General features: G+C 48.9%; 27 protein-coding genes. 12 read left to right on the top strand and 15 right to left on the bottom strand.

The window, feature by feature from the left end; all coding sequences use genetic code 11:
- Window positions 1-969 precede the first annotated feature (969 nt).
- The 4 genes from HJG54_RS22165 to HJG54_RS22150 all read left to right on the top strand — a co-directional run bounded on the left by HJG54_RS22165 (window position 970) and on the right by HJG54_RS22150 (window position 5,356).
- A complete protein-coding gene (locus HJG54_RS22165) occupies window positions 970-1,908 on the top strand; it encodes a glycosyltransferase (protein ID WP_316431436.1) in 939 nt (312 codons plus the stop codon).
- A gap of 487 nt (window positions 1,909-2,395) precedes the next feature.
- Complete coding sequence (locus HJG54_RS22160; RefSeq protein WP_035998584.1) at window positions 2,396-3,313, top strand: ABC transporter ATP-binding protein; 918 nt, start codon at window positions 2,396-2,398, stop codon at window positions 3,311-3,313.
- Between the two features lie 96 nt (window positions 3,314-3,409).
- Window positions 3,410-4,180, top strand: a complete 771-nt coding sequence (locus tag HJG54_RS22155; RefSeq protein ID WP_316431435.1) for an ABC transporter permease — start codon at window positions 3,410-3,412, stop codon at window positions 4,178-4,180.
- A 975-nt stretch (window positions 4,181-5,155) separates the two neighbouring features.
- A complete protein-coding gene (locus HJG54_RS22150; RefSeq protein ID WP_316431434.1) occupies window positions 5,156-5,356 on the top strand; it encodes a hypothetical protein in 201 nt (66 codons plus the stop codon).
- A 311-nt stretch (window positions 5,357-5,667) separates the two neighbouring features.
- Here the strand turns inward: HJG54_RS22150 and HJG54_RS22145 are convergent, their stop codons facing one another.
- From HJG54_RS22145 to HJG54_RS22105, 9 genes are all read right to left on the bottom strand, one after another.
- Entirely contained in the window at window positions 5,668-5,787 is a 120-nt protein-coding gene (locus tag HJG54_RS22145; protein WP_072009711.1) for a photosystem II reaction center protein J, read from the bottom strand.
- Between the two features lie 178 nt (window positions 5,788-5,965).
- Window positions 5,966-6,094, bottom strand: a complete 129-nt coding sequence (locus HJG54_RS22140) for a photosystem II reaction center protein L (RefSeq protein WP_072009710.1) — start codon at window positions 6,092-6,094, stop codon at window positions 5,966-5,968.
- A 9-nt stretch (window positions 6,095-6,103) separates the two neighbouring features.
- Window positions 6,104-6,238: a cytochrome b559 subunit beta gene (psbF, locus tag HJG54_RS22135; RefSeq protein ID WP_072009709.1), complete on the bottom strand. Its 135-nt coding sequence runs from the start codon at window positions 6,236-6,238 to the stop codon at window positions 6,104-6,106.
- 23 nt (window positions 6,239-6,261) lie between these two features.
- Window positions 6,262-6,513, bottom strand: coding sequence for a cytochrome b559 subunit alpha (gene psbE, locus HJG54_RS22130; protein ID WP_035998578.1), 252 nt, complete (start codon window positions 6,511-6,513; stop codon window positions 6,262-6,264).
- A 217-nt stretch (window positions 6,514-6,730) separates the two neighbouring features.
- Window positions 6,731-7,732, bottom strand: a complete 1,002-nt coding sequence (locus tag HJG54_RS22125; protein WP_316431433.1) for a photosynthesis system II assembly factor Ycf48 — start codon at window positions 7,730-7,732, stop codon at window positions 6,731-6,733.
- An 87-nt stretch (window positions 7,733-7,819) separates the two neighbouring features.
- Complete coding sequence (locus tag HJG54_RS22120; RefSeq protein WP_035998570.1) at window positions 7,820-8,155, bottom strand: rubredoxin; 336 nt, start codon at window positions 8,153-8,155, stop codon at window positions 7,820-7,822.
- A gap of 199 nt (window positions 8,156-8,354) precedes the next feature.
- Window positions 8,355-8,843 carry a signal peptidase II gene (gene lspA, locus HJG54_RS22115; protein WP_035998567.1) on the bottom strand — a complete coding sequence of 163 codons (489 nt, stop codon included), beginning with the start codon at window positions 8,841-8,843 and terminating at the stop codon, window positions 8,355-8,357.
- A gap of 92 nt (window positions 8,844-8,935) precedes the next feature.
- Entirely contained in the window at window positions 8,936-9,550 is a 615-nt protein-coding gene (locus HJG54_RS22110) for a biotin transporter BioY (RefSeq protein ID WP_316431432.1), read from the bottom strand.
- 222 nt (window positions 9,551-9,772) lie between these two features.
- Window positions 9,773-10,729: a ribonuclease Z gene (locus tag HJG54_RS22105; RefSeq protein ID WP_316431431.1), complete on the bottom strand. Its 957-nt coding sequence runs from the start codon at window positions 10,727-10,729 to the stop codon at window positions 9,773-9,775.
- A 267-nt stretch (window positions 10,730-10,996) separates the two neighbouring features.
- Between HJG54_RS22105 and HJG54_RS22100 the strand changes: the two genes are divergently transcribed.
- The 3 genes from HJG54_RS22100 to HJG54_RS22090 all read left to right on the top strand — a co-directional run bounded on the left by HJG54_RS22100 (window position 10,997) and on the right by HJG54_RS22090 (window position 14,494).
- Complete coding sequence (locus HJG54_RS22100) at window positions 10,997-12,277, top strand: transposase (protein ID WP_316435595.1); 1,281 nt, start codon at window positions 10,997-10,999, stop codon at window positions 12,275-12,277.
- Window positions 12,278-12,695: 418 nt separating this feature from the next.
- Window positions 12,696-13,919: a SpoIID/LytB domain-containing protein gene (locus HJG54_RS22095; protein WP_316431430.1), complete on the top strand. Its 1,224-nt coding sequence runs from the start codon at window positions 12,696-12,698 to the stop codon at window positions 13,917-13,919.
- A 221-nt stretch (window positions 13,920-14,140) separates the two neighbouring features.
- Window positions 14,141-14,494 carry a hypothetical protein gene (locus HJG54_RS22090; RefSeq protein ID WP_316431429.1) on the top strand — a complete coding sequence of 118 codons (354 nt, stop codon included), beginning with the start codon at window positions 14,141-14,143 and terminating at the stop codon, window positions 14,492-14,494.
- A 139-nt stretch (window positions 14,495-14,633) separates the two neighbouring features.
- Here HJG54_RS22090 and HJG54_RS22085 read toward each other — a convergent pair whose 3' ends face one another.
- The 4 genes from HJG54_RS22085 to petC all read right to left on the bottom strand — a co-directional run bounded on the left by HJG54_RS22085 (window position 14,634) and on the right by petC (window position 18,889).
- Window positions 14,634-15,512 (bottom strand): IS982 family transposase, encoded by an 879-nt coding sequence (locus tag HJG54_RS22085; RefSeq protein ID WP_316429998.1) that lies wholly within the window; start codon window positions 15,510-15,512, stop codon window positions 14,634-14,636.
- A gap of 101 nt (window positions 15,513-15,613) precedes the next feature.
- Window positions 15,614-16,660 carry a pentapeptide repeat-containing protein gene (locus tag HJG54_RS22080; protein ID WP_316431428.1) on the bottom strand — a complete coding sequence of 349 codons (1,047 nt, stop codon included), beginning with the start codon at window positions 16,658-16,660 and terminating at the stop codon, window positions 15,614-15,616.
- 522 nt (window positions 16,661-17,182) lie between these two features.
- Window positions 17,183-18,172, bottom strand: a complete 990-nt coding sequence (gene petA / locus HJG54_RS22075) for a cytochrome f (RefSeq protein WP_316431427.1) — start codon at window positions 18,170-18,172, stop codon at window positions 17,183-17,185.
- A gap of 174 nt (window positions 18,173-18,346) precedes the next feature.
- Window positions 18,347-18,889 carry a cytochrome b6-f complex iron-sulfur subunit gene (gene petC, locus HJG54_RS22070; protein ID WP_316431426.1) on the bottom strand — a complete coding sequence of 181 codons (543 nt, stop codon included), beginning with the start codon at window positions 18,887-18,889 and terminating at the stop codon, window positions 18,347-18,349.
- A 613-nt stretch (window positions 18,890-19,502) separates the two neighbouring features.
- Between petC and HJG54_RS22065 the strand changes: the two genes are divergently transcribed.
- Window positions 19,503-20,225: a hypothetical protein gene (locus HJG54_RS22065; protein WP_316431425.1), complete on the top strand. Its 723-nt coding sequence runs from the start codon at window positions 19,503-19,505 to the stop codon at window positions 20,223-20,225.
- 179 nt (window positions 20,226-20,404) lie between these two features.
- Here the strand turns inward: HJG54_RS22065 and HJG54_RS22060 are convergent, their stop codons facing one another.
- Window positions 20,405-21,391, bottom strand: a complete 987-nt coding sequence (locus HJG54_RS22060; protein ID WP_316431424.1) for a Sll0314/Alr1548 family TPR repeat-containing protein — start codon at window positions 21,389-21,391, stop codon at window positions 20,405-20,407.
- Between the two features lie 379 nt (window positions 21,392-21,770).
- Between HJG54_RS22060 and HJG54_RS22055 the strand changes: the two genes are divergently transcribed.
- Window positions 21,771-22,442, top strand: coding sequence for an ABC transporter ATP-binding protein (locus HJG54_RS22055; RefSeq protein ID WP_316431423.1), 672 nt, complete (start codon window positions 21,771-21,773; stop codon window positions 22,440-22,442).
- Between the two features lie 31 nt (window positions 22,443-22,473).
- Complete coding sequence (gene rsmG, locus HJG54_RS22050) at window positions 22,474-23,220, top strand: 16S rRNA (guanine(527)-N(7))-methyltransferase RsmG (protein WP_316431422.1); 747 nt, start codon at window positions 22,474-22,476, stop codon at window positions 23,218-23,220.
- Window positions 23,221-23,229: 9 nt separating this feature from the next.
- Here the strand turns inward: rsmG and HJG54_RS22045 are convergent, their stop codons facing one another.
- Entirely contained in the window at window positions 23,230-23,772 is a 543-nt protein-coding gene (locus tag HJG54_RS22045; RefSeq protein ID WP_035998546.1) for a response regulator, read from the bottom strand.
- A gap of 365 nt (window positions 23,773-24,137) precedes the next feature.
- Here HJG54_RS22045 and lipA point away from each other — a divergent pair, with 365 nt between their 5' ends.
- The gene (lipA, locus tag HJG54_RS22040) at window positions 24,138-25,052 is read left to right on the top strand and encodes a lipoyl synthase (protein ID WP_316431421.1); all 915 of its coding nucleotides are present in this window, start codon (window positions 24,138-24,140) and stop codon (window positions 25,050-25,052) included.
- Window positions 25,053-25,166: 114 nt separating this feature from the next.
- Complete coding sequence (gene psaX / locus HJG54_RS22035) at window positions 25,167-25,277, top strand: photosystem I protein PsaX (RefSeq protein WP_035998540.1); 111 nt, start codon at window positions 25,167-25,169, stop codon at window positions 25,275-25,277.
- The last annotated feature ends 151 nt before the right edge of the window (window positions 25,278-25,428 follow it).

The raw sequence follows: 25,428 nt of genomic DNA, 5'->3' as shown, positions 1-25,428 counted from the left end.
AAACTCTATGATTTGGTAAGAAAAACAACAAAATACAGTAAAAAATTCTTGTTTTTGTCGGCATAGCTTAAGAACTTATTAAAACGAACGGCATTTTTGCTTTCTGCAGTTAATGTGGAATTCAAGATACCTCCTAACTGCGTCTCCAGCCTCATCGATATTGGTGCTTGCATCCAGTAGATGGGGCTGCTCTTTTTGGTTTGCTCATTTGAATCAGATTTTGTAGTCTGTCGGTTGGTGTGTCAATTAGTGTGCCGATTAGCCTGTTAATGGCTCGGATCGTTACCTAGGCGGTAACGCTCATCCTAGTTCTAGACCCGTGCAACGCAGTCGGTGCTGCTGGCGATGATTACGCAGTACCTATGCGGTAATTATAAAGTTTTTGCCAATTCTGCTGCGATTCTGGATTGGTATTCAGCGTAGTTGTAGAGAGTTACAGGGACCAATTGCGGGACTAATTGCAACCGCTTTAGACGATAGGCTGATTGAATTGAGTAGTACTGCCATGCCTCTCCTCCGTAGATCTATCGGTAAAGTAGTGATGAAATTGAGCCAAAATCTCAGTAGAAATGCTAGCATCACGATAGACTGGAAGCATACTTGCAATCCTTGTACGGTTTTGTGAGTAGCGATACTAATTAGGCTCTAAATCATTAGACTCTAGATCAAGTGAATGTAGTCAAATTGAGCTAGCTCCACTAGTCGTAACGTTGGGTGCGTCTGAATCAATTACGTTAGTAAATTAGCCGAATCCTAGCTCTGAATGAGTTTGTCGTTAGATCTGTAATTAGCTGAATTCGCAATAAGGTGTGTTCCAAAAGGTTCCAGAAAACTAAATTGTGAATGCATAGTTTTTTATGATCAGAATGAAGGTTTGTTCTAGATAAAGAATGTTCTGGTCTGAGTATCTTGACCTTAAAGATTGTATGTAAATGTTTAGATTGATGATACTTTTCGGGGTACGCTAACGTGAATTCACAAACTGTATCGGTAATCATTCCTTGCTACAACGCAGAACGATTTTTAGCTGAAGCAATTGAAAGCGCACTAGGCCAATCGATTGCGGCAACAGAGATCATTGTGGTTGATGATGGTTCAACTGATCAAACCAGAGCGATTGTAGCTCGCTATCCGCAAGTTAAATATATTTATCAATCTCGACAAGGTGTATCTGCTGCTCGAAACTATGGTTTACAGGTCAGTTGCGGAGAATATATTGTTTTTTTAGACCACGATGATTACCTATTGCCTAACGCGCTAGAGGCCGGACTCGCAGCATTTCGCCAGCACCCTGACTGTGGTTTTGTGTTTGGCGTCTGTAGAAACATCGATACCAATGGAATCCGCCTTCAAGGTTCCAATCGTGCTGTCCTAGAGCACCCCTATCCTCAGCCTATCTATCCCAACATTCTCAAAGGCAATTCGGTCCATCCACCAGCTCGTCATTTGTTTCATCGCTCGGTGTTTGAAACAGTAGGAAAATTTGATACGACGCTGACGGTGGCAGAAGATTATGATATGTACCTGCGGGTTGCAGCCGCGTTTCCAGGTCATTGTCACAATCAAGAGGTTGTAGCCTACCGGACCCACGATGTCAGTGCTTCGACAACGGCCCGTCCTTCGCATCATTTGGCATCTACTCTGAAAGTTTTGAAAAAACAACAGCCCCACCTCCGTCAGAATCCGCAATATCAGACTGCCTATCGTCAAGGTAAGCAGCACTGGATCAAGATATATGGCCGCTATATGGTCTATGACATCAAATTCTATTTGCTCACAAAGCAGCCTCAATTAGCGGCCCAATCCCTCTATCTATTGCTGCGTTATTACCCACAGGGATTGCTTCGGTATGCTAGAGAGTTGCTGGCTAACTTGTCTCGACGATGGACTGCCTCAACGACCTGTTAGAGTATTACCAATCGAATATATTAAATATAAAGTACAATCTGAATCGAGTTTATATCAAGGGAAATCCAAAATTCCATTTTACGTAGCTATTTAGTAAAGAATTATGATTGTCTTTCGTATTCTATAGTATAAACCTATATATGATAGAGAAGATTTTGGGCGTTGCTGAATAGAGGTATGAATCGTGGCGTTGCTGTAATTTTGGTATCCCCCTAAATCCCCTAATGCTGGGGGACTTTGAAAGATCTTCCCCCAGCATTGGGGGTCTCGGGAGGCAATTCATACCCCAATTCAGCAACGCCCAAAATTATCCCTGAATTCAGCAATGCCTAAAACTACAAGGCAGACTTCCGCGCCAATGAGGTGCTAGATAGCATAGATAATGATCACCCTTTCGTCCGATCGACGCTGGCTATAATTGCCCGCTACACTAGAGGTTCTCATTACACTTTCGTTACACTGTAAAGTACAAGTGTTTTGTGTCTCTATGCAGGTTTTGCAAGCGGTTCACCTCCAAAAATTTTATCGTGCCCAGAGAAAAAATGTTGCAGCGGTACAGAATGTTTCGTTGCAGATTTCAGCAGGCGAAGTGCTGGCGTTTCTGGGGCCAAATGGTGCGGGTAAAACGACGACCATTAAAATTATCGCTGGGCTAATTGTGCCAGATGCAGGTCAGGTGAAAATTAGCGGGCGTGACCCTCACCGAGATCCTAAAGCCCTTCGGTCAATTGGGGCTGTTTTAGAAGGAAATCGCAATGTCTACTGGCGGCTGACCCCCGAAGAGAATCTGGAGTATTTCGGCGTTTTGCGGGGCCTTAGTCAACGAGTGGCGCGACAGCGCAGCCAGATCTTATTGGAGCGGTTTGATTTACAAGATAAACGGCGAGCGTTAACGCAAACCCTCTCTCGCGGCATGCAGCAAAAACTAGCTATTGCTGTAGCCCTGATCCATGATCCCCAACTGCTGTTGCTCGATGAACCTACCTTAGGGTTGGATGTAGAAGCGACAGAAAATGTTAAACGACTGGTGCGCGAGATTGCGGCAGAGGGACGCGCTATCCTGCTGACTACCCACCAACTCGACATCGCCGAAGACCTATCGGATCGGGTGGCTATTATCAACCAGGGTGAAATCGTGGTGGAAGAACCCACGACTGACCTGATTCGCCAATTTTCTGGAACTGCCTACCGGATCGAGCTAGAACAACCGTTGGATGCAGAGCGCTTCCACAAACTTGGCTCCCTAGCTACCGTTGTGGATCAGCTCCAGATTCATTTACCTGATCCCGAAACACTGTATTCGGTACTGGATATTTTGCGGCCCCTGCCGATTGTGCGGATTGAAAAAGAACAGGCCAAGCTAACAGAGATCTTCCTCAAACTAGTCCGAGAAGGCAGTGTCTAATCGCCTTGCCCGGTGATTGGGATACAGCTTCACAACGTTCAACTAGCTGTGTGATGCACATCCTGCCGCTAAAAAAAACTGAGAGTTGGTATGGTAATGTCTCTTTTTCTCGCTGAACTCAAACGAAGCTGGATTCAACTCGTCCGCTATTCCTCCGAGGTGATTGGCGGCATGATTGGCACCACGATCATTTTTTACGGCCTGTTTCTGAGTGCTCGCTACATCGCTGGTCCTGCATTTCAGTTGGGTGACCGACTCGACTCAATAATTGTCGGTTATGTGCTCTGGACGCTGATGCTGTTCATTTTGGGGGATATTGCTGGCGGACTCCAACAAGAAGCACGCACAGGTACTTTGGAGCAGCTGTTTCTCTCGCCTTACCGCGCCCCAACGGTATTTCTGATGCGTACAATCGCTAGTCTACTGCTGAATCTGGCGATTAACCTGGGCATTTTGCTACTGATTCTGCTCCTAACAGGTAGTCAACTTCGCTTTCCGCCTAGCCTGGTTTTTCCCCTGTTTACGGTCCTGCTGGGGGCTTACGGCATCTCGTTCGCAATGGGAGCAATGGCGCTGATTTTAAAGCAGGTGCAGCAACTCCTCGGTGTTTTCCAGTTTGCTCTCTTATTCTTGTTCACGACCCCGGTTGAAACTTGGACGGGCACAGCGCGGACGATTGGCTGGTTGCTACCAATGGCTCCGGGGGCAGGTCTATTGCGCGAGGTTATGGCCCGTGGTGCAGCCCTAGACTGGATGGCGTGGGGGTTGTCGCTGATCAATGGAGCGATGTATTTCTGTGTGGGTATTTTCCTGTTCCAATGGGCGACCCAGACCGTTAAACGGCAAGGCAAATTGGGTGGTTATTAGAACTCGACCCACCCAGTTCAGCTGAAAATAAAAGCAACTGATCTATGGATAGTGAGGGTGCCAAAAATTCTTTTATGAGAATTTAATCAGGTGGTTCTGCAACGTTTACCATCCTAATTGAAAGAGGGTATGGTGCAGAAAATTCCTTTTGAAAGAGAAAATTAGAGTCGCTCTATTCCAGAATTGGTAAGGAGTTGGGCGAATTGTTAACTCAAACCAAGTTGAAAATAAACTTTCTTAAAGTTAGTCATTTCTCAAAAAGACATGTTATAAGAATGGGAGTCGCTAAACAGACAGATTCAGATAGTTTGAAAAGTCCACTCAATAGTTTCCTAGGCGTTAATTTTTCCGCTTAAGTGCTTACAATTTGGTTCAGTCTTCCAGTCAATTACTGAAGGCAGTTCTGAGTAAGTAATGCAGTTATTGTTCGGATGAGGATTGCTTCCTGTTAGTGCTTAGAAATAGCTTGTAAATGATCTAATTAGATCTTCAGCTCTTCTTGAGTAAGACTGTCAAATGGTTCTGTTGGTCTGGATTGGTTTGTCCTTGGCTGGATGGCTGTATCTGCCTGCCGGGATAGTTTTGGCTGTCTTTCCGATGATGGTCGGCCATGAGTTTTCTGTTTGAATAGCTGGTTTTCTACAGATTGAAACCTTAAGCAAAAAGCCTAAGCAAACGTAAAGGGATCAACAAGGTGCCCTGCTCGGTTTTTCCTGTAGTTGAGCAAGTATTCAATGCATCTAGACTTTAATGGATTGACGCTGATAGATAGAGCTCTGGAGTGAAAACTGGAATGGAAGTTAGACGGAGGAAAACAAATTTATAGTTGTAAGTTGTGGTTATAGCTTATAGTTGCAAAGTATTCTTGCTTCTAACTATTAGCAATTTCTTTTCAGTGGCTCTTCTGTTATTTCGTGTGAATAGTTTGTAGTTCGTTTTTTGTAGTTCATCGTCCTAATTTCAAGAGGTATTTCTATGCAATACTTGCTAATCGACACCCACCGCAGACCGATCGGTACCTTAGTCAGCGATAAGACATTTGCGGTTGGAGACACGTTTCAGAATCATAACTCTGAGATTTATACCGTTGTAGGATTGAACTGGTTTAATCAACAGCCTCATACCCAGTCTTTGACAGTCATTCCTCAATCTGCTATCAAGGTAGCTGCAAAGTAGCTTTGAAGTAGGTGATTCAACTCAATTAGAGCTGAGTAGCCCATGCAGTTAGTTTGTGTAGGCACGGTTGATTCCAGAAGATCGTGTCTATAGCTAATAGGCGAACAATGGCTAAGGTTTTGCGGTCAATCAAGATCAGCTAAATATTAAAATAAAGAACCGCCCTCATCGGTTCAGAAATAGGGCGGTTCTTTTTCAGTTGTTCTTCTTTGCTTAAAGCGGATTCTCTTCAGAGTCAAACTTTTTCAGGTTTCAAAATAGCTGAATTGAACCTCAAGGCTAACGAACCAGGCAAAAGTGGTTAGAAGCGATTAAACTGAAGAACCCAATCCGGCATATGCACCATAGAAGAAGAGTCCTACCACAACAAGGACACCAGTTCCGGCGATTGTTGCTACAACCCAAAGGGGAATTCTGCCAGACTGCAACATTGCTTTTTACCTCCTAATACGAGTTGGTTTGCTAGTATTCTGAAAACGCAAATATGAAAGACCTACGTAACCTAACTAGCCACAGCGAGAGTAGGCCTCAAACTACAAACGCCTACTAACCCTAGGCTACCTGGGCAGGAAATGAGCGCTTTAGAGTGCATTCCTCCCCAGATATAACCTAGTTGAAGAAATAGCTAGAGAACAAAATACCGAGTACGAAGATGAGCAGCAGGCCAAGGTAGAGTGAAGTCCGGTTCAACTCAACAGGCTGCTTGTTAGGATTTGGGGTACGTTCTAAGGGTGCCACAATGATCTCCTATCGCTGAATAAACTGCATTGCTGCAATTGCACCTAAGAAGAAGACAGTTGGAACAGCAAGGGTGTGAACTGCCAACCATCTAACCGTAAAAATCGGATAAGAAACGGGTTGATTTGGAAGATTACTTGTCATAGGGATTCTGAGTTCAATTCGCTCTATTTTTGCTGTAAAAATTCTTCGATTTGTTGCTTTGCTTCAAAGCGTTCCTTGATGATTGGTGCCTCTTGCCGAGTTTGTGTATAGTATTCGTTCGGGCGAGGTGTCCCAAACACGTCATAGGCTAACCCTGTGCTGACAAACAACCATCCGGCAATGAATAAAGCCGGAATGGTGATGCTGTGAATCACCCAATAGCGAATACTAGTAACAATGTCGGAAAACGGTCTTTCACCGGTTGTTCCTGCCATGTAGTCTCCTCCCGTAAATGACAACTCAAAGCTTATTTAACATCATACGAGAGTGCGGAAACAGTCACAAGCAACCTGCTATTTTAATCGACTAGAACGCCAAAATAATTGAAGGAATTGTGGGTCAATCGTCTGATCACGCTTGCAACTAATGCACCTCTAATTACACCACTACACCGCACTCAACTAATACTCAACTAACCACGATCCTAGCGCCTTAAGCCGCCTGTTGATACCTCAGCAACGTACCTTCTTGACCGAGAATGAATCCTTGCTCAGGTGACACAAAAACAATCCGGTAGAAGTTAGAAGGAACGTTTTCAACATCCCGGTCTTTCTGCCAGGTTTTGCCGCCGTCAAAGCTGACTAGCAAATTACCACTACCGCCTGCCACCCAAATTTCCTCCGGAGTTCGGTAAGCCAGATCAAGCAGTCCCCAGCTTGTGGCGTACTCAGGACTGAGGGGATCTTCCCAGGACTCGGCAGTATCGTCCTCGCTGAACTGGACAATTCCGCCCCGCGCCAATAGCCACATCCGTCCATCTTTGCCGAATCCCATATTCTGCAAACGACGAGAGCTGTTGCGGTTGTGTGGTTCCCAGGAGGGTTGTCCGGGTGCCCAGGTTGAATAGAAGCTGCCTCGTGAGGACACGGCGACATACTTCCCATCGTCCGATCGAGCAATGTTGCGCAATACCCCTACTGCTTCCTGCACCATCGCCTTCCAGGTCTTTCCACCATCCTTTGTTTGATAGATGGCTCCTACATCCGTTGTCATCTCAGCTGACTGAGACCCTAATGCCGTAATTTTGTAGGGCGCTCCAGGCAGTTTCTCACTCAGGGGAACCCGTAGCCAGGATTTGCCACCATCGGTGGTATGCAGGAGAATACTGGGTTGACCAACAATCCAGCCATCCGGACCGGAGAAGCTCACCGAGAGAAAGCTGTAGATCTGTTCATCGCCTAAATCAAGCGCTCGCAGATCCCAGGTCTTTCCTGCATCCTTAGTTTCCAGCAGGGTGGCGTTTTTGCCCACTAGCCAACCGTGATTTGAGTCAATGAACGAAACATCGGAAAGGGTTTCCTCGGTGGGTAGGGAAACTGGCTGCCAGGGATTGTAGCTGGTTGAAGGTAGAAACCCTCGGGCACAGCTACTGCACAGCAGCACAGCAACAACAAGCACAATAACGGTTTGAAAGGACTTTAGAAGTGAGCGCATCGGACTTAACTACAGATACCAACTAACAAAACTGCGATCTAGACACCAAACGAGCTTAACTGACTTGTAGAAGCGCTTTTCAGCCGCTTACCTCAGTCCGTAAAGGCTAATGAAAAATAAAAAAGCCAAAGCCAAACCGCCAAAAATAAGAATATTCTTTTGTCCTGGCGTGAGAGTATTGACGCCAAATCCATAGCCCAGATTCTCCTTAAAGCCTGAGGGATTGCCAACCGGACCCACATTGCTGAATGCTGTTTTTCTGGCTCCACACACAGGACAGCGCCAGATTTCAGGCAATTCCTCAAACGGAACCCCAGCGGGAATGTCGTTGCTGTCATCCCCTCTAGCAGGTTCATAGACGTAACCACAAGCCTTGCATTCGTACCGATCGAGAGTTTTGAGATCAACGGCTTCCGTAGTCATTGGTGGTACTCATTCACACAACAAAACTTGGGGGAGAAAACTTGAGATAGAAATATTAAAAATTCTGTTAAAGATTATGACATAGAATGTCGCCCATGATGAGAACCGATTCGGTCCGACTTGGGCAGCTCGATTTCAAGCCAAACCCATTGCAATTGACTGAGCAAATTGCATTGCGCGAGATAGCGAACTACGGCTGTTAAACTGAAGGCCGCTTGCCGTTGCCGTTTGTAGTGGGGGGCCGCACGAGAGCCGCCATCAGTAAACAAAGAATGCCGATATTAATCGCCACATCTGCCAGATTAAAAACTGGAAACCGAATCAGGCGAAAATCTAAGAAATCGACCACTTCCCCAAATAGAAATCGATCGATCCCATTCCCCAATGCACCGGCTAAGATGCAGCCATAGCCAATTTGCTCCCACCGGTTCATTCGCGGCCCCAAAACCGCCAGGGCAATTAATCCCAAACTAACCACAAGCGACAGCCAGCGCAGCCATTCTCCCCGCTCGCTAAACAGACTGAAGGCTGCTCCCTTGTTAGTCACGAAGGTGAGATGGAAAACTCCTTCCCATAGGGGCCAAGTCTCGTTGAGTTCAAACGTGCGGACCACCCAAAACTTTGTGACCTGATCGGCTATCAGTCCTACCAAGGCCGCAACCCAAAAAAGGCGATTTTTCAAACTCATAGTCACAAATTTACCACTGGGCTAGCCGCTGGACTTCTTGATTCTTCGACTATTGGACGGCAATTCGTTTCACAAATTTAGCCGATCCTCCCTCAGTAAAGCATCAAACGCCGCAGAAAGGCTGCTAAAACCGTGACCGCGCAGACCAGGGCTAGCTGACCCGGCAGGGGCGTAACCGAATAGGTCATCAGTGTTTCCGGCACAGAGAGGGTCTCAAATCCTTGCCACTTGGCAGCATGGGCCAGCAGAATGTATCCGATCCCGGTGGCATGAATGGCTGCTAAACCCATCAAACAGCTTAGTGCCAGGTTCTCCAATCGCCGGGGCAGCCGAAAGGCTAACCAACCGCAAATCCAGGCTCCAGGCACAAATCCAAGCAGATACCCGAAGCTAGGACGATGGACATAATCGAACCCGCCACCTTGAGTAAACACATTAAACCAGGTCAAGCCCAGAATCAGATAGGCAATTTGGGAAATAGCTGCCGCACTGCTGCCTCCGAGACAACCCACGAGCAACACAGCCGCAATCTGACAGGTAACTCCTAGTGAGTGGGCCTGAACTCCGTGCTGAGTCCAACTCCAGGGAAAACTCACAATAAATGCTTCTAGTAATGTGCCACCGATGGTCAGAATTAGACCAATTAGTGCCCACATTAATTGGGTAGGAGCAGCCACAGTTGCTTTGAGGGATTGAAGAAAAAACAAGGGTTAAGCGGAGATAGGAAATGACGTTAGGCGCTAAACCCCAAGATTATACTCCCTTACTTTGAGATAAACCTTAAAGGGCCTCTAACCTTGGCTGATGTAGTCCATAAGCTCAGGCGTTGCTTTAAACCACTCTCCAGCTAGTCTAATGGCTTTGAACTTCTGATGCAGAGATTATTCGAGGCTGTGAGCTTCCCTAGAGCTTTTGACCAGGATCGCATCTCAGGAAGCAACTGCCAATTCAGCTGGTTGGCGACGCGGAATCTCGTAAGTAAAGAAGTCATGTGCCATGATCGTCCTGGGAAAAATCGCTTTTGCTTCGGCTAGCAAGTCATCGAGGACAATGGCATTTCCAGGGGCATAGCGGGGGCTGAAGTGGGTCATGATCAGCTGCTTCACCTGAGCCGCAAGTGCCACCTGAGCTGCCATCGTGGACGTAGAGTGCAAGCGCTGATAAGCCAATTCGGCATCTTGATGGGAAAAGGTGGCCTCGTGGACCAATACGTCTGCATCCTGGGCTAGCTCTACAGCGCTCTCGCAGTAAATCGTGTCGGTACAGTAAACAAACTTGCGGCCAATTTGGGTTTCACCACATAGCTCTGCTCCGTTGACAATGCGGCCATCCGGTAGGGTCATCACCTCGCCGCGCTTCAGCCTGCCGTACATTGGTCCAGGCGGAATTCCCATCGCTGTAGCCCGCTCTACATCAAACCGACCTGGCTTGTCTTTTTCGGTGACGCGGTAGCCAAAAGCCGGAACCCGATGGGTTAAGGGAGCGCAACTGATCGAAAACTCCTCGTCCTCGAACAACAATCCCGGCTTTACGGTATGCACTTTGACCGGATAGGAAAAATGAGTCTGGGAATAGCGCCCGCAGGCTTTGAGGTATTCGTCTAGCTTGGGCGGTCCATAGATATCAATCCGGCTGGGATTTCCCGCCAATCCACAGCTTGCCAGCAATCCCATCAAGCCATAGATGTGATCCCCATGCATGTGGGTAATAAAAATGCGCGTAATTTGACTGACTTTTAAGTCACTGCGTAAAATCTGGTGCTGGGTGCCTTCGCCACAGTCAAATAGCCAAACCTCGGCTCGCTGCGGCAACCGTAGGGCAATACTAGAAACGTTGCGTGAGCGGGTCGGAACACCGGAGCTAGTTCCTAAAAACGTAATCTGCACTCAATCAACCTGTTGTTCAGCAATTTCTCACCCACCTATACTGACACAACTCGATAGGAGATGTTTGACCTCAAGCATGATTTGTCTAGCCTGAAGATCTCCTACCGAAACAGCAATCACTCTAAGTAAATCAATTTAGGCACAAATTGTCAGCAATTCTCATTTTGGCGAAAAGCTGTTCAAGTCCTGGAAATATCGGTATTGTAAGAACATCTAAGAGAGCCAAGAGAGCCAGAACCGTTGAAAGAACGGGGGTTGTTTGACACAATAGTTGGTTCCTTTCGCCAGCGCCTGTCCTCGCTACCGGACAAACGCACGGGCAAGAATACCCGCTATGGGATGGAAGATGCAGCCTTGAGCGCGTTTAGCGTGTTCTTCACCCAAACCCCGTCATTTCTGGCATACCAGCGAATGATGGAGGGCAGTAAAGGTCATAGTAATGCCCAAAGTCTGTTTGGAGTACATCAGATACCGAGTGACAACCAGATTCGGGCGTTGCTCGATGGGGTGAAACCAGAGCAGGTATTTCCCATCTTTGAGGAAATCTTGCAGGTGTTGGAGCAACAGGGACAGTTGAAGAGATTGCGCTCGTTTGCCGACACTCTGCTCATGGCAATCGATGGCACCGAATACTTCGGTTCGAGCCAAATCCATTGCCCGCAGTGTTCAACGCGCCAGTTGAAGTCAGGAGAGATGTACTATTTTCATAGTGTGGTCACTCCAGTCATCGTTTGTCCGGGTCAATCTCAGGTGATTCCATTGGTGCCTGAGTTTGTCGTACCGCAAGATGGGCATGACAAACAAGACTGTGAGAATGCAGCCGCCAAACGGTGGTTTTTGCAGTACGGACAACGCTACCGTGCCTTCAATGTAACGGTTTTGGGCGATGACCTCTACTGTCATCAACCCTTATGCCAACAGCTCTTAGCTCAACAATTCGACTTCATTCTGGTATGCCGTCCGGAGTCTCACGCTACCCTCTATGAGCATCTCGAAGGCATTGATTTACCGACAGTGACGACCAAACGTTGGACTGGAAAGGTCGAGGAAACCTATACCTACCGCTACCTCAACGACGTGCCCCTCAAAGATGGGGATGATGCGCTCTTGGTGAATTGGTGCGAACTGACGGTGAGCCGCCCAGATGGGAAGGTAGTCTACAAAAATTCCTTTGCCACCAATCATCCAATTACCGACGACACTGTGGCAGAGGTCGTCCTAGCCGGTCGTACCCGCTGGAAGGTGGAAAACGAGAATAACAACACCCTCAAGACCAAGGGCTACAACCTCGAACACAATTTTGGGCATGGCAAGCAGCATCTTGCTTCATTCCTCGCTACCCTCAACATCCTGTCCCTGCTGTTTCATACCTTACTGGAGTTGCTCGACCAGAAATACAAGCTGTTGCGATCTCATTTGCCCACTCGCAAAACCTTTTTTGATGATTTGCGGGCGTTGACCCGTTACCTGTATTTCAACAATTGGGATCACCTGCTCACCTTTATGCTTGAGGGTTTAGAGCTAGAAATCCCACCTAACACCAGTTGATTTTCCATACTGAGAATTGCTGACAAATTGTTGAACTTGTTGACAGCCTCTGAACACGTCCTCTGGTCCAGCTAAGTTGGTTTGTCGTGGTTTATTCCCTAGCTTTTGCATGCTTCTAGCCCGTCAAGATGAACAAGGGCAAATTCATAGCTGCTTGAACTTGATGAAATCTTGCTAGGAAATACTGAGAAAACAACGCAGCGATAAGACGAATTCATTTAGCTTCGTCGATAATTTATCGCTAAGTCATATTGATTTGACCTCGCATTTTTATTCAGCTAAAGTAAAAATTATCTTAATATAATGCAAAGTTAGCTTATTTAAGAGCCATTTAAGGCTGATCCCTGCCCAGATAAATCGTTAGTTAAGAGTTAAGTGATTCGGATACTAAATCGTCAGTGTGAGGAGTTTGCCAACAATGACAGGTTATTTCTGCGCGGCTGGAGATCCCAAACCATCTCTAGCGGTCCAGCTTCAGCAGGTAATTCAGCTTGTCCTGCGCTACGGTAGAAAGTCCTGGTGGATGACGCTGCTGTTTTGGTTGGTTGCAATCGTGCCAGCGCGGGCCGAAATAGAGTTGCGAGTGGCCATTGAGCAGGATGTGGGGCAGGTGAAGGTAGGAGGGTCAACCGAGGCGGTCCTCCGGGATGGGGCCGGTCAGGTGTTAGCCCAAATTCCAGCTATGAATGCGGTGGTGGCCCAATCTCAAGATGGTAAAGTCACGGTCAATCAACTTCAGACCAGTCAGCTTTGGATTGAGCCAGCGAGTGAAGATGGCTATGTCTTCATTGGTGAGCGCTGGTACCGCGGGCGAACGTTGGTTATCCCGACGAGTGGTGGCATTACCGCTGTGAATTACGTTCCGATGGAGCAATATCTCTACAGTGTGGTTGGGGCAGAAATGCCCGCTAGCTGGAGTCTGGAAGCTCTAAAATCACAGGCGGTGGCTGCCCGCTCTTACGCGCTTTACCAACGTCAGCACGGCGGCAATACAATTTTTGATTTGGGTGACACAACTACCTGGCAGGTCTATGGCGGTTTAGAAAAAGAAGCACCCAGCACGCGAGCTGCCGTAGATGCCACCAAAGGCCAGGTGCTCACCTATCGCGGCCAGATCATTAATGCAGTCTTTCACTCTTGCGCTGGCGGCCATACTGAAAACGTGGAAGATGTTTGGACAAGTCCACTGCCTTATCTGCGGGGTGTGCCCAGCCCTGACAGCGATTTTTCTCAGTGCCAGTGGGATCCACTCACCTTTACGGCCAGTGAATTGGCAGAGCGACTCGGTTATGAAGGCACGGTCTCGTCGGTTTCGGTCCAGCGACATCCACATGGACGAGTGTTAGCCCTTACCATTGATGGCAGCGCTGGATCGAAGACAGTGGAAGGCCGAGCTGTGCGAGACCGATTAGGGCTGCGGAGCACACTTTTCTCAATTGAGGCAGAACAAAGTCCGGTTGCCAGTGCTGGCAATGTTTCTGCGGCTCCAGCACGCTTTCGTATCAGTGGTGCTGGTAATGGGCACGGCATTGGCTTGAGTCAGTACGGTGCCTACAAACTGGCCCAGCAAAACTGGAATTATCAGCAAATTTTATTGCATTACTACACTGGGGTGGCGCTGGCGAAAATCCAGGTACAGTAGGCGAAACTGCCACAATTGAATTTAGTAAAGTGAATTTACAGCCTTTTCCAGGCTAATGAAGTACAAAAAATGGGGTGCAGGGGCTGTGCCCCTGTGTGGGGGCGAAGCCCCCACACCCCTCGTACCTTGCCAGAGTGGAAAAAGCCATAGTAGAGGCAAAATCGGCGGAGACAAACCACTCCGTTGAGCCGGTACTAACCCGATACTAACCCGGCACTAACATGCCCGGCACTAACATGTTTAAGGTGATTACCCGCAACTATTCGGCAGAGTTCGAGCGTTGGACGGATGCGCTTGATGCCGCCAATGCACTGAAGCCTGAGTGCAAAAACTGGCTGCAGGACATTCGCATCTTTGATGGCGATGATCTCGTTTGGATTTATAGCCGCTTGCATCGCTATCCCCAATACATCGGTGCAGGCACCTACAACCGCTTGGCCAGGTTGTTCATCTTTGAGGCCATGCTAGAGGAGGAATTAAAACAGGCTGCCAACCAGGAAACTCAAGAAAATCAGAATCAGGACAATCAAATGTCCCAAGTCCAGAATATACAGCCTACCGATCAAACGCCCTAACCTCCTAGCAAGCTATCTTGTATCAGTTGCCAAGAGGCTCTGGCGGTTATTCATCGTCGTCAGCAAATAGTCTTCTGGCTTCTGACTCCTGACTTCTGACTCCTCAACCACCCCCCACCTGATTTAACGTGAGTTCGGGTTAAATAGGCTCAGGCAAAAAGGTATCAGGGATGAGGGATGGTTTCTTGGGCTGATGGCAGTAGGCAATTAATCCACAGACCAGATTGACCAAGCAGTTGACGGGTGAACGATGACGAGAATGCTCAATCTGAGAAATGTTCTTCAACTGGTCAATCACCGATTCAATAATGGCTCGTCGCCGTAGGAGCAGCTTATCTGCCAATGGCATCAAGCGGTTCTTCATATTCCGTTTGAGCTTGGTAATCAGTTGAATTCCCCAATCGTGCCACAGTTGCAGGGCGAGTTTCTGGGAGACATAGCCCCGGTCGCCAAACACTTTGCCGAAAAGCTGTTGCAGCAATTGGGGAACTGGCTGACGGTCATCGACATTGCCAGGGGTGAGGATCGCGTTGAGCAACTCTCCTTGCTCGTTCATCACCAGATGCAGCTTAAAGCCGAAGAACCAGTCCACCGACGTTTTGCCTCTAGCAGCTAGAGGCTTGAATACCTTGTGAGAGGCGATGCGGCGGTTATGGCAAACCTTGATACTGGTCGAATCCATAAAGCTGATGCCCGTACAGCGTCCGAAGCAGTGGCGCAAGTAGGCGCACAGGGGAATGAGGGTCGATGGCATCCACTCCACGAAGCGTTGGTAACTGACTAATCGAGGAAAGGCTTTGCGCCAGTAACGACAGACGAACTGGGTATAAAACCACTTGAAGTTGCGATAGGCCGACTGATGGAAGGCAATCAAGATTGTCATCATCTCGCTTAAGCTGCGGCTGCGGGAGCGGGAACGACGCTGTAGTCCTTCGCCCAATAAGTGCTGCTGCCAGCGCGGTTCAAACCATCGGCAAAAATCATCGACATGGCAAAAAAGGGCTTCTAAACTAAGCATAGGGTGGTCAGATGCGTTGAGAATTAGGTACTTTCAACTGTATCTGTTCCACCCTTCCTTATCCCGAACTCACGTTGATTTAGCACTTCCATGCCCCTCTCCTATTCGTAAACCTCGCCATCGGGCATGACAGCTCCGGTTAAACAGGCTCCCTCTAGGTTGGTTTCCCAGAGATTGGCTTGACGCAGATGGGCGTAGCTGAGGTTAGCCCCCGACAGGTTAGCTCCTGATAGGTTGGCCATACCAAAATTGACTCGCGACAGATTGGCATTGGTCAAATTGGCTCCGCGTAGAGACGCTTCTCGTAAATCGGCTTCGGTTAAATTGGCCTCGACGAGCGAGGCGGTGTAGAGATTGGCTCCAATCAAATTGGCTCCGATTAGCACGGCTCGCTCCAGGTTAGTGTGGCTCAGATTCGCCATACACAAATTGGCCATACTAAGATTGGCCCGAGTCATTGTGGCTTTGTAAAAGGTGGCTCCGATCAAATTAGCAACACAAAACACCGCCATACTCAAGTCGGCTTCCCGGAAGTCGGCTTCTCGCAAATTAGCTTGGCTAAAGGTGGCTTCTCGTAGATCGGCCTGACAAAGATTGGCGGCATAGAGTGTAGCCTGACTCAAATTGGCCGTGTAAAAGCGGGCAAACCTCAAATCAGCATGGTTTAACCAGGCATTTTGAAGATCGGCTAGACAGCCATCCGCATGGCAAAGGGAGGCGTAGCTGAGGTTGGCTTCCTTTAAGATGGTCTCCCTTAAGTGGCTGTGTTTCAGGTTAACCGTGCAGAGTGATGCCTGGGAAAGATTTGCCTTGCGGAGATCGGCCCCTTGCAAATTTGCTTCTCGCAGGTCCGCTTCGACTAGATTGGCTCCGCGCAGGTCTGCTTCTTCTAGGTTTGCCGTATAGAGTAGGGTGGCCTTCAGGTTGGCCTGACGCAGATCGGCTCGGCTCAGGTTAGCCATGCAGCAATCAGTATGACTGAGGATCGCTTGCTTGAGGTTAGCGCCGCTGAGGCAAACTTCCCGTAAACTGATTTGTTCCAACGCGATTTGGCTCAGATTGGGGTGAATGTGAGTATGCTGCTGCCGCCAATCGTTCCAGATGGCTACTCCTTGCTTTAGTAGCGTTACATGTTCCTGCTCGGCCATCGTGGCTTACTCCCAGTCGGATTCCTCGCAAGTTGTGCCCTTCCTGATGTACTGCTGCTATAGTGCGGCTTCCGCACAAAGCTATAAGGTACCGTTAGAAGACCTTGCTGCTGCCCATTGTGTCAATGGTTCAAGCGAAGACCGGGACCTCCTTTCGCGTTGTTCCTGCAAAGTATGACCATTTCAGGGTGAGGTTGGACAAAGCTGGCATACAAATCCTGGTATCAGCGCTCTAACGTTAATATTCCCAACCTGTTTCTGGAGCAAGCACATTTCTTTACTCGATTCGAGAATTTTTTAGCAGCTAGAGAATATAATGAACCTCATGCAAGGGTTCATAGCAAAAGACACTCCGAGGGTTGGAGTGTCTTCTATCTTTTTGACCGAGTTTGCTTTAACTACCTATCCAACTTTCTCTAACTGCAAGTCAGTCAACTCGTCAGAGTTTTTGACTTGAAACCCCCCTTCGGAGGCTTCAGGTAGGCTCTAAACCAATAGACGTTCTGTTGACAACAAACGCCCTTAGAACGTCATTTCTGCCTCCTGTACACGCTCGACTTGTTTCTTCTTCAATACCAATAGGATCTGAGATAAAGTCACTGCGGCGAGGAAGGCAACCAATCCCTTAATTCGGTTGGGGCTTTGCAGCACAATTTCCACGTCTCTTTGACCGAAACCACCCACATTAGGGTTAGAGGTCAAGGCAGAACCCGCGGCTATTTCCTGTCCTTCTGACACAATTAGCTCTGGGCCAGCCGGAATTTTGTCAACCACCGCGTTGCCTTCAGCAGGCTGAATCGTCACCTCATAGCTACCGTCGTCGGCCTTGGTGATCGATTCGATCGTGCCTGCAACCGAGGCATTAAAAACGCCATTGTTACTCTTCTCACCAGTCGGGTAAACCTGCCCGCGCCCACGATTGCCGCCCAAGTGGATCTGATACTTACCAAAATGAACGGATTGATCGGTATTCGGATCGGGCGACAGCACTGGGAAGACAATCTCCTGATATTGATCGCCTGGGAGCGGACCAACGAGAAGAATATTGTTTTTGGTTTCACTGTAGGGTTGGAACAGATAACTGGGTCCAACCTCTTCTTTTAGTTCTTCAGGAATCCGATCCTCTGGGGCGATTTTGAAGCCCTCAGGTAGCATCAGCACGGCTCCCACGTTCAGAGGGCCTTTCTCGCCGTTACCCAGGACTTGCTGCACGCTAGTGTCATAGGGGATCTTGACAACCGCCTTGAAGACCGTATCCGGTAATACAGCTTGTGGCACTTCGATCTGGACTGGTTTGGCGGCAAGATGGCAGTTGGCACACACAATTCGGCCCGTGGCCTCACGAGGATTTTCGTAGTTTTGCTGTGCCCAGAATGGATAGGCTTCTGCGGTTTGGGGTAGGGCAACATCAGCAGTTACCCAAAGGGCGAGTGCAGCGAGAATTACCAAAGCACGCTTCAGGATTACCTGGCCGCTATTGGGAAATAGAATTGACCAAACGGTTGACTTCATTGTTAACGGGTGTTCAGTACAAATATAAGTTTTGAGTTTTGGTGGCAGAGCCTGTGTGGAGCACGTAGTTTTGAGGTTTGAGTCCTAAGTTCTCATTTTTCCTGTGAAACGGCGGCAAATTCGAACCGCTTATCACTTAAAACTCAACACCTAAAACTCAACACTCCCTAAGAACTATGCCCACCAAGGATCATCACCAGTGCGGAAGTCGGTCTCAGTCCAAGCAGAAAAGGCAATTTTGCCGTTATCGGTTACGGAGGCATGAACCAGGGCCAACGAGAGCGGAGCCGGACCCCGAACTACTTTGCCTTGGCTGTTGTACTGAGAGCCATGACAAGGACAAATAAATTTGTTCTCATTCGCGTTCCAGGGCACCACACAGCCCAAGTGGGTGCAGACGGCGTTGAGGCCGTAGTCGGCGATTGCATCCGCGCTTTCTACCACAATGTAGGTTGGGTCGCCCTTTAAACCCTGCGCCAAAACCCGCTCACCTGGGGCATGGCTAGCCAGAAACTCGCTGGCAACAATGTCGTTACCGAGTGCATCTTTAGCTGTGACGCCACCACCTGTGCCACCGCTTGATGGCGGGATGAAATATTTGACGACCGGATAAAGCGCACCTAAAACGGTGACTGCGCCAGATCCAACCATCAGCAGGTTCATGAATTGGCGTCGTCCCAAATCGGGCACATCAGGATTTCCAGAGAGTTGAGACATGATCTAAACAAAGGTTACGTAATGTAAGAGGGGTTTTAATGAAAATAACGTTCTAGCGAAATCTACCCTACGCTGGCCCGATCGCGTCTGCGGCCCAAAAATGAAAACGCAGACAAATATCTTAAAAATTCGAAGAGTAGAGCCGCCCAAGCATACAAAGCCGGTATTGCCAAATCAGCAGCCTTGTCAAATCAGCAGACAGTCAAGGTTTGCAGATCGTCTAGAAGTATTCTACAGCTTAAGAAAACACAATGCTTAACAAAAAATGCTTAACATCAACGTGGGGCGACAGCAGCGAGGGGGGTTGTGAGAACTCAAGCTGCTTGCGTGGCTGAAATAGTCTAAAAATCAGCGATGGGCTGGATACTCGTACTCATGGTTGGCCTGAATCACCTGCTTGCTTCTCGTTTTTAAGATTTGTGATGAACTCACTTAAAGATTTTGGCTGCTGGTTCGATAAACCCCTAGGCAGAACAAAACTTTTGGGGTATACCTATGGCAGATTCTGGCAAATATGAGACAATCAGCCAAGATTTTGCCGGTCGAATTTTGCCAGTAAAGTCAGATTTGTGGCCTTACTGGCAGCCCCTCATTGTTATGCTCAGTTCCTACTATGCGTAATCCTGATTTGTGCTCACGGAGCTTCGATGGCCGAAAGCTCAGCTTTACCCAAGTTGCTACTCTGCCGCTGTTGGTTGCAGGTTTTGCCTTGGCGGGACTGCCCATCCATCCAGCTAATGCCGCAACCTACTACAATCCTCGCCCCTATCGAGCTTCCGTTAGTGACTATGAAAAATGCGCTGAGGGGCTTTTAGGAACCGGGCTAGGAGAAGCTGAGGCCACCGCAGCCTGTGCTGCTGCCCTTTATCCCAAGGCCTTGTCGTCCTGCGTCACAACGATTGATGCTGAAACAGAGCTGTCGGCTACCGATGCCCTTTCTGGCTGTCGGCGGGTGCGTCGCCCGCAGGAATTAGCGAGCTGCGTAGTCGGGATTACGGAAATCAGTACAGAGGGGACAGAACCCCAAGCTGTTTTGACCTACTGTCGTCGCAGTTTGCTGCCAGCCCGATTTTCTAACTGTGTTGTAGGTTTGGCCACTCAGGCTGCTCTTTCAACCACTGAAATGATGACAACCTGCATCGCGGCTACCAATCGTCCCCGAGAGGTGTTGCCTAACTTCATTCCTAGCGGTCAACCGATCCCGCTACAGCCACTTCCTGGTGCAAACCTCGACACAACAACACCTGTCACACCAGCCCCTAGCCAAACCACGACGCCTCCTAGTCCCGTAGCGCCCCCCGCAACCCCACCTCGCAGTGTCCCTGCACTTTGGTGAGTTCTGAACGTCGGATTGAACGCAAATAAGGAGGACGATTGTTGGATGTCCTCCTTATTTGCGCTTGTTTTAAGCAGTGGCTATGTATTGGGCACGTCAACACAATGTCTTGCTAGCGGTGGGCATTTTGCCCATGCTCGCTTGGTTGCTAATGAGGCAACTCATTTTTGTTAGCTTGGCTATTCTTCCTCGATCTGGCTATTGGGCTGTTCGACTCGCCGTTGAGCTACTTCGGAGCAGTCACGCTCTCGATTGCGCACTTGATTAACGGTCCGGCATTGTTCCCAGGCAATCTGGTAAGCCAGATTCTGAGGAAGCTGAGACTGCTTGGCTAGAGCTTGGCGGAAGAGGCGCAGGCTTTCCTGAGTGTTGCCTTGTTTTCTGAGAATTTGAGCTTTAAGGTAAAGCAATTCTGGGTTGTTGGGAGTTTGCTGCAACGCGCTATTGACTGCGGCTAGGGCCTGATCGGGTTTGTCCAGATCCCGATAGGCAATCGCAATGCCGCGTTGGGCTAAGTAAGGAGGAGCCGCATAGTTTTGCAGTCGTTCAATTGCCTGCTCTGGGTTAGAGAATGGCAAATTAACGGCCAACATCAAATCCATATAGCCTTTCAGCAGGTTTAGCTCCGGATCCTGGGGATCAATTTTCTCCGCTTCTTTCAAACTGTCGAAAATTTGCTGCAATTTGCTCAGGATGGCTGGAGTAGCCCGGACTGCTCCTTGAGTGGACAACGTGTGAGCACCCTCTAAAAACTGACCTGCTGCTACATACAGATGGCCGCGCAGCGGATCGGTCGCCATGAGTTGCTCAGCAGACTCTCGCGTCAGGCGGGCATTTTGTCCCATTGTGTTCCAATCTTCGTCGATGTAGGCTAAAGCTGCCTTCATGGCGTAGGCCAACGGTTCATTCGGTTCAGCTGTACGCAGTAACTCTGCTGCCTGTTGATAATTTCCTTGCTCAAACAGCGCCCGGAAGGCTTGTTCGGTTTGATCGCCGATTTGGTGGGGATTATTAGTCCGAAACGGATCCGCCAAAGCTGGGTTTACCCACACACTCAAGGCAACGGTCAACCCGCCTGTCACCGCCGCAGTGACTCGCCGTAGGGACAATAATAATTTTCGGGAACGTTTGGTTGGAGCGGCTAATCGCGTGATCATGCTTGTCATAACCGATTGTGAAGGAACGAATTGTGAGGGAACGAATTGTGAGGGAACAAAACCGCATGTAATCTAAACTTCCGCAGTAGACTACGGATGTTGACCTGCAGTCAAAATATGCTTGGTAAGAACGCCACTTTGTACTGTAACCTCTGGAGTTGAACCTGCGTCAATCCACAATAAACTGAGTCTAATTAATCTGAGACGAAGGAAAATTTGGTCAATGCTAGTAAACCTGGGTTGAACCAAACGTTGATCTGTTACCAGTCCATTGTTCTGACGGGATCGGTGCCTGTGAGTTCCGGCAGCTTCCCAGGTAAGCAAACTGCTATAAAGAAGAAACCTAGGAATCGCTATTATTTCCAACTCCTTCATTTCCTGTGCCTGAATGCTCTATCTGAAAGATTTGGTTTATCACCCTGCAGCTACACCAACCGCGATTTTGAAGTCGATTAATCTAGAGTTGGCTCCTCAGCAGCTTGGGTTAGTGATTGGTCCGAGCGGTTCTGGAAAAAGTACGCTACTAGAAATTTTGGCAGGTTTAGCCTCCAAAACGACAGGTTCCATTCTCTGGCGCGACCAAGAACTCACGCCTGATCAACTGCGTCAGCTCGCCGGACTTGTCTTTCAGTTTCCAGAGCGTCACTTTTGTGGTCATACGCTATTAGAGGAATTGCGGCTCGGTCATCCTGAACTCAGCAAGGACCGGCTCGATCAGTCCCTAGCTGCTGTTGGCTTGGCTCATTTGCCGCTGCCGACACCTCCCCGTTCCTTGAGTGGAGGCCAACAACGTCGATTGGCACTAGCGGTGCAGTTGATTCGCCAGCCTTATTTGCTGCTGCTAGATGAACCCACTGCCGGCCTTGACTGGTCAATGCGTCAGCAGGTGATTAGTCTACTCGCGCAGCTCAAGCAACAATGGACGCTGCTGGTGGTTTCCCACGAACCAGGAGAACTGGCTAGTATTGCCGATCGTTGCTGGACGCTAAGCTATGGTGAATTAACGCCAGTAGATCCAGCTTCTTTTAATCGGCAACCGCTGGGGGCGAATGTGGAATGAATCGCCGGGTCTCGGTTGCGGGAGCAAAGCCATGCCATTAGTCAATCCTCAGGAACCCGTAGTATTGCCCGAAGCGCTTGAGGTATGGCAACGCACATTGAACTGGCAGCCTACATCAAAGCAGCAGTCTAAGTTTCAGAATTTGTATACAGAAATTCTCAAAGGCAATCAACGGCTGAATCTGACTCGCATCACCGATCCGGCAGAATTTTGGGAAAAGCACCTGTGGGATTCGCTGTGCGGTATTCAACCCTGGTTAAACCAGTCGGAGCGATCGCTGCAGGTAATTGATGTAGGAACAGGCGCTGGATTTCCGGGTGTCCCGGTGGCGATTGTTTGTCCCCAGTGGCGAATCACCCTGCTGGACTCAACCCAGAAGAAAATTGCCTTCCTCGCCGATCTGATAGCCACTCTGCAACTGAAGGCGGAAGCTATTACTGATCGGGCTGAACGGTTGGGCCACCTAGTCCAGCATCGAGAAAAATATGACCTAGCGCTAATTCGAGCCGTGGCTACAGCTTCTGTCTGCGCCGAATATACATTGCCACTGCTCAAGGTTGGTGGAAGCGCGGTTTTGTATCGGGGGCAGTGGTCGGAGGCAGAAACGCAGGGGTTGCAAATTGCGGCCAAGCAGCTAGGAGGATGCATTACTCAAATTGAGCGGTTTGAAACGCCGCTGAGCCAGAGTGTCCGCCATTGCATCTATCTCAAGAAAGTGGAACTCACTCGCGCAATTTTTCCACGGGCCATTGGTGTGCCTACACAGAAACCGCTCTAATCGAGCAGCCTACTTCAACTTCTGCTTCACAAAGGCCAGCAGTTGGGCAAGCTGTTTCTTCAGTAGATCGATCTCGGCTTGCATTTTCTCGATCTTTTGGTTCATCGCCTCCAGATCTCCGCTTGCGGCGGCTGGCATGGCTGTTGTCTGAGGAGCGGCTGAGACGGCACGAGGCAAACGAGACTTAGCATAGGCTGACTTAATCGCTTCGATCAGCTCCTTCTGCTCGAATGGTTTTTCAATGAATTCAAAGTATTCGAACGGTTCGGGAATCTTTTCTGTCACTTCTTCCCGTCGTCCCGACATCAGCACCAAAGGGATTTTTTGCAGATCGGCCTGCGACTGAATTTGCTGAAAGACTTCCCAACCGCTCATGCGAGGCAGTAGAAAATCTAACATAATCAGATTGGGACGTTCTTGACGAATGCAATTGATGCCTTCAACGCCATCCTTCGCCTCCAGAACCTGGAAATTTCCTTTCGGCAGCATGTCCCTTACCATATTGCGGATGACGCGACTGTCATCGATAACCAGGATTTTTTGACTTGCCACGGTGGACTCCTCGGGTTGGTGTAGGAACGATTGGTGTGGGAACGAAAAGAAGAAGCTTCACTTACACTAGATATTATTAACTTCTGAGAGTAAAAGAAACTGGTTGCAGGAATTGCAAAACTTGAGGTCGAAATTTAGCAAGCTTTGGTTAAGTGCATCCTGTTGGATTGCTTGTATCTCTCAGTTAACCTTAACCTAGTGTAATTTCCATTGAATTATTTTCTTCAGCGGATGGGAAGCAGAACCGGCGTAGCTCGCATCTTAGCCTGAGACAAAAGCTATTGCCAGTATTACTATTCCCCTGAGATTAAGAATCCTATCTCTCAAATTGCAGCCATATACCAATAGCAACTCTAGATAGTTCAATGCAGTCTTCTGAGACCTCATCGTCTGAATTAACCAATCGCCGAGCGCTGGTGGAATTACCTGATTGGTTACGCCGTTCGATCGGCAAAGCCAGCGAAATCTCCACGGTGCAACAAATCATCAAGCAGCGCCAGATTCACACGATCTGCGAAGAGGGGCGCTGTCCGAATCGGGGGGAGTGTTACGCCCAGGGCACGGCAACCTTTTTGCTGATGGGACCGACCTGCACTCGCGCCTGTGCCTTTTGTCAGGTGGATAAAGGCCATGCCCCCATGCCGCTCGACCCCGATGAACCCCGCAAGGTCGCCGAGGCCGTTGACTTACTGGGGTTGCGCTATGTAGTGCTCACCTCAGTCGCACGGGATGATCTGCCCGATCAAGGAGCCGGTTGGTTTGTGAAAACCATGACCGCAATTCGCCAACTTAACCCAGACACGCAGATCGAGGTACTCACTCCTGATTTTTGGGGCGGTCCGGGTGGAGACGCTGGCCAGTACGAGCGCGTGGCTACGATTGTGCAGGCCCAACCTGCTTGCTACAACCACAATGTTGAGACAGTTCGCCGCCTGCAAGGTCCGGTACGACGCGGCGCAAAGTATGATCGTTCGCTGCGGGTACTGCAATGGGTGAAACAGCTCGATGCCACCATTCCAACCAAATCGGGTCTGATGCTGGGGCATGGAGAAACCGAGGCTGAAATTATCGAAACGATGCAGAATCTGAGGGCAGTCGGCTGTGATCGCCTGACCTTGGGTCAGTACATGCGTCCTTCGTTGGCGCACCTGCCGGTACAAAAATACTGGACGCCAGACGAGTTTGAGCGTCTAGGCGAAATTGCTCGCGAGTTGGGGTTTGCCCATGTGCGCTCTGGCCCACTGGTGCGCAGTTCCTATCATGCCGGTGAGGCGGATTAGCCTGCTAAATTTTTCTAATCGCTGGCTGAATTGGTCACGCTCTGTTCGATAATTAATAAATACTTAAAAGTCAACTTGACTTAACAATCTTGAGTAGAGAGACACTGAATTCCTATGACCACAAAAACGGGTAAACCTCCCTATACGTTTCGTGCTTCCTGGGCACTGTTGCTTCTGCTGGGTAACTTCCTGGTTGCAGCCTTCTACTTTGGCCTCCTAAAATAATCCAGTTTCGATTTCCTGAATTTTTTTGAGGTCTGATCTGAACCCTAACGGTTGGGAACGCTGATATTCGCTGATAATTCATCCTGGGGACGCGATCGTTCGCGTCTCTTATTGTTTGGGTAAGCAAATCGTTTGGGCGACCAAACTGATT

The organism is Leptolyngbya sp. NK1-12 (assembly GCF_032598965.1).
GTDB lineage: Bacteria > Cyanobacteriota > Cyanobacteriia > Elainellales > Elainellaceae > Elainella.
Note: the sequence above shows the minus strand (reverse complement) of the source record. Positions and strands in the feature narration are given on the sequence as shown.